The following is a 4121-nucleotide window of genomic DNA, read 5'->3' on the forward strand; positions in this document are numbered from 1 at the left end:
CATGGCGGCCGAGACAGGCGGCAAGATGCCCCCCCAGCCCCAGCGGCGGGGCCAGCACGAAAATCGGCGCCGGGGGCGCGGCGGCGTTCTGTTTACCGGCACTATGCTGGCTCATCTCGGGCTCCCCACCAGACCTGAACGCCGCCGAATTCCGCGCTCTTGCCGCTCGAGGCGGTGCCCAGGAACAGCCCCGCCGGCGAGGGCTGCAGGAAGCGCGCGCCGCCGGTCTCGGGATTGGCTTCGAACCCGTCGCCGGTGACCAGCTGCCAGTCGATGCCGTCGCGGCTGCGCCACAGCGGAAAGCCGCCCTCATAGGCCGCGTGGCGGCGCGCGATCGCGGCCACCGCCGCCTCGGGCAGCCGCGAGGAGGGCGGCGGCAGGTAGCTCTCGAACAGCCGCCAGTCGCCGCCGGCGGCATAGAGCCAGCCGGCCTGTTCGGCGAGATGCCAGATGCCGCGGGCGGTGGCGATGCCAAAGGCGCCGCCAAGCCCCGAGAGCGGCGGTTTCCAGCCCTCTTGCGTGACCCGGTTCTGGCCGCAGACCAGCTGCCAGTCGCCGGCCGCATCGACCCGCAGCAGCTCGCCCGAGATCGGCCCGTAGCGGTCCATGCCCTCCTTGCCCTGCCGTTGCAGCCCGGTGGCCACATAAAGGTGATCGCCGAAGGTGCAGAGCGCCGAGACGATCGAGGCCGAGGGCCCGAGCCCGGCGCCGTCGCGGAACACCGGCTGCCAGCGCTCGGGGCGCATGTCGTCGAGCGGGCAGCGCCAGAGCTGGGCGCCGCTGCGGATGTTCAGCGTGCCGGCATAGAGGTGGTCGCCGAGCACCGCGATCTCGTTGACCGAGAGATTGTCGCCATCGCCGAAGCCCGGCGCGCTGACCGGCTGCCAGTCCTCGGCAAAGGGATGCGAGGCCCGGAACAGCATCGGATAGGCCGACATGTTGTCGTCCAGCATGCCGCGGCCCTCGATCATGCCCACCGGCGAGGTATAGACCCAGCCATCGGCCGCCACCAGCGAGCGGATCGAGGGCACATCGGCGCCCTCGGGCAGGCCGAGGCCGGAATGCGGCCCTTCCTCGAAGCTGATGCCATCAAGGGTGCGGATGAACCGCACCCTGCCCTTCATCGCCGAGACCCCGAAATAGAGCGCCGGCCGCCCGTCCGCCTCGGTCCTGACCAGGGTGGCGCGCACGTTGCGGTCGCGCGGGCCGGGGCCGCTGTCATAGTCGACGCTCGGGGTCTCGAACACCCGGCTCCAGCGGCCCTCGGCCAGCGCGTAGCGCCAGACCGAGGCCCCCCTGGGCGCCTCGGCGCTGGCCAGCGCCAGCCGGGCAAAGGGGCCCATCTGCGCCATCGCCGCATCCGACAGCCCCAGCGGGTTGAGCGAGCGCCCGCCGGTGCCGACATAGAGCGCGCCGTCGAACCAGGCCATGGCCTGGGCGATGCGCGTGGTGCGGTCGCCGAACCCCCCGCTGGCGATGCAGCGGAAATCTTCCCGCCTCAGGGGGGCGCCGGCGCTCATGTATAGCCCAGGCGGCTGGCCAGGTCGCGGGTCTCGGCGCCAAAGCCGACCGGGGCGCCCGGCATCCATTCCTGCGGCCCCGCCAGCGCCGCCTCGGGGATCGGGCGCGGCCGGAACTCGGGGTTCTCGAGATAGTTCGGATCATTGCCGAACCGCGCCGAGTCGGGGCCGAAACGGGCAAAGGCCGAACGTTCGGGATGCATCATCGCGGCGATCGCCTCGGCATCGTCGCGAATGCCCAGCCAGTTGCAGATCTGGCGCAGGTAGAAATCCGGATCCGACAGCAGGTCCTCGCCGCGGATATGCATGCCCTGGCCGATCGGCAGATCCTTGAGGAAGGCAAAGGCATTGGCGTTCATCCGGTTCCACAGCCGCTCGGGGTTGACCTGGTCGGCGCGGTTGCCGCCCTTCTTGGCATCGGTGGCCGCGATCAGCGCATGGATCGACTTGCAGGTCGGGCGCGGATGGCGGGTCAGATGCAGGAAGCGGGCCTCGGGAAAGGCCGCGTGCAGGCGCTGAAGATGGCGCGGGAAGGCGACCGAGGTCGGGCTTTTCTCGACGATCGCCCGCGGCGCCGCCCGGGCCGCGATATGGCGGAACAGCGCCGCCGTCGACCAGTCGCGCCGGGCCTCGAGCCAGCGGTCGGCCTCGGCCACGGTGGCATCGGTCTGGCCGCCGAATTCCAGCTCGGCAATGGTGCGCAGCAGCCCGTGCAGGCTGGCCGGGCGGATGCGGCGGAACATGTTCAGCAGCCCGCCGAGATTTTCCGCGGTCGACAGGTTGACCTCGGGCAGCCCGTAAAGCTCGGGGTGCTGGCCCAGCATGCCGCAGACCAGCGAGGAATAGGAGCGCATGCAGGTGGTGATGAAGACCGGCGGCGGAAAGGAGGAAGGCAGGGTCATGGTGTCGTCCTCATCATGTCCTCATCATGTCGTTCAGGAAAAACCGTCATTCAAATTCGCAAATCATGCAAAACACCCCGGTCGCGCTGTCGCGCCTGCCGGGTAAAATCGCGCCTGCCGGCGATCCGGCGGCTTCGGCCAAGGGATAGCATCGCCGCCGGCAGGTGACAACACGCATGCGGGCACCGGCGGATCGGCGCGGCTTTTGCCGCCGCGGGCGATTGTCATTGGACAACCGGCCGCCGGGGGGGCAACATCGGGGAAAATCCTAGGGCAGACCAGAGAGCGGACAGGAGCCTGTGATGAAGCTACCCAGATTTCTACTCGGTGCAATCGCCATGCTTGGGGTCGGCTTCACCGCCTCGAGCTGCATGGGAACCGTCGGAGCTCTCGGCGGCGGCGGGCAAAAGGCCCAGGCCACCCAGGCCACCCAGGACCGCATCCAGCCCGCCGCGGCCGCCTTCTCGATCGGCCTCAGCGAACGCACCCTCAGCGCCGGCGGCCGCAAGCGCAGCTACCAGCTCTACGTGCCGCGACAGGCGCGCAAGGCCCCGGCCGGGCTGGTGATCGCCTTCCACGGCGGCGGCCAGAACGTCCGGCGCTTCTCCGAGGGGGTCGAGATCCAGCGCATGGCCGACCGCTACGGTTTCGTCGTCGCCCTGCCCCAGGGCATCAAGAACACCTGGAATGCCGGCGGCAACCCGCCGGCGGGCTATGCCGAGGTGAACCGCATCGACGATCTCGGCTTCGTCACCGCGCTGCTCGACGAGCTCACCGCCAGCGGCCGCATCGACCCGGCCAAGGTCTATGCCATGGGAGTCTCCAAGGGCGGCATGATGGCCTATTGGGCGGCCTGCAACATGCCCGAGCGCCTTGCCGCCATCGCGGTGGTGGCGGGCACCCTGTCGGCCCCCGCCTGCCCGCGGTTCGACGATACCAGCCTGCTGCATATCCATGGCGAGAACGACCAGAACGTGCCCTTCCACGGCGGCCGCGGCGCCTATACCGCCAAGGGCTCCTACTGGCCCAGTGCCTTCGAGGGCATCCAGAAGTTCCGCCAGGCCGAGAGCTGCGCCGCCGAAGAGAGCGTCAGCCGCGTCGCCCCGGACACCACCTGCCGGGCCTCGCGCTGTTCCGGCGACGACACGGTGCAATATTGCCTGGTCGACGACGGCGGCCATGCCTGGCCCGGCGGCGATTCCTCCAAGCGGCACAAGAAACGCGGCATCTACGTCTCGCCCTATTTCGACGCCACCTCCTATATCGCCGAGTTCTTCCTCGCCAACTGACGCCGCCGCCCCGGATCAGCGCCCGTCAGCGCCTGCCGGTTTCAGGGTCGGCTTTCGGGCCCGGCACGGCGGCAGACATGGACCTGCAGCTTGCTGTCCGCGCCCGCCGGCCCCTTCTGCAGATCGCCATAGCTCTCGGCGATCTCCAGCCCGGCCCCGGCCAGCAGCCGCGCCACGTCCTGCGGGAAATACTGCCGCACCCGCTGGACGATCGGCGCCAGCGGCAGGGCTTCGCCGGTGGCGCTGTCATGCAGGGTCCAGGAGCCCGACAGGACCCTGGTCTCGGGGTCATAGGCGGTGTCATGCTCGATCACATGAAAGCGGCGGCCCTGGGCATCGGTGAAGCGGCGGGCCACGCTGGTCCCCTCCCAGGGGCCGGCCAGCCAGTCGAGATTGGGGCGGTAGATGTC

General features: G+C 69.9%; 4 protein-coding genes. 1 reads left to right on the forward strand and 3 read right to left on the reverse strand.

Going from position 1 to position 4121, the window contains the following annotated elements; translation table 11 throughout:
* Window positions 1-101 precede the first annotated feature (101 nt).
* Window positions 102-1520 carry a hypothetical protein gene (locus ABZD10_RS14090; protein ID WP_372887424.1) on the reverse strand — a complete coding sequence of 473 codons (1419 nt, stop codon included), beginning with the start codon at window positions 1518-1520 and terminating at the stop codon, window positions 102-104.
* Window positions 1517-2422 carry a sulfotransferase gene (locus ABZD10_RS14095; protein WP_372887426.1) on the reverse strand — a complete coding sequence of 302 codons (906 nt, stop codon included), beginning with the start codon at window positions 2420-2422 and terminating at the stop codon, window positions 1517-1519. Before ABZD10_RS14095 ends, ABZD10_RS14090 begins: the two co-directional genes overlap by 4 nt.
* Window positions 2423-2724: 302 nt before the next feature.
* On the opposite strand from ABZD10_RS14095, the gene ABZD10_RS14100 reads away from it, so the two are divergent.
* Window positions 2725-3711, forward strand: a complete 987-nt coding sequence (locus tag ABZD10_RS14100; protein WP_372887428.1) for a PHB depolymerase family esterase — start codon at window positions 2725-2727, stop codon at window positions 3709-3711.
* Between the two features lie 41 nt (window positions 3712-3752).
* Here the strand turns inward: ABZD10_RS14100 and ABZD10_RS14105 are convergent.
* Window positions 3753-4121 (reverse strand): hypothetical protein (locus ABZD10_RS14105; protein ID WP_372887429.1); only part of this gene is annotated, 369 nt, incomplete at its 5' end.

The sequence above is a fragment of the Shimia sp. genome, from assembly GCF_041624275.1.
Lineage (GTDB): Bacteria > Pseudomonadota > Alphaproteobacteria > Rhodobacterales > Rhodobacteraceae > Shimia.

Bases quoted from the DNA above. Each gene is read 5' to 3' on its own strand.
- ABZD10_RS14100 (WP_372887428.1), top strand. From the start codon at position 2,725: ATGAAGCTACCCAGATTTCTACTCGGTGCAATCGCCATGCTTGGGGTC.
- ABZD10_RS14095 (WP_372887426.1), bottom strand. From the start codon at position 2,422: ATGACCCTGCCTTCCTCCTTTCCGCCGCCGGTCTTCATCACCACCTGC.
- ABZD10_RS14090 (WP_372887424.1), bottom strand. From the start codon at position 1,520: ATGAGCGCCGGCGCCCCCCTGAGGCGGGAAGATTTCCGCTGCATCGCC.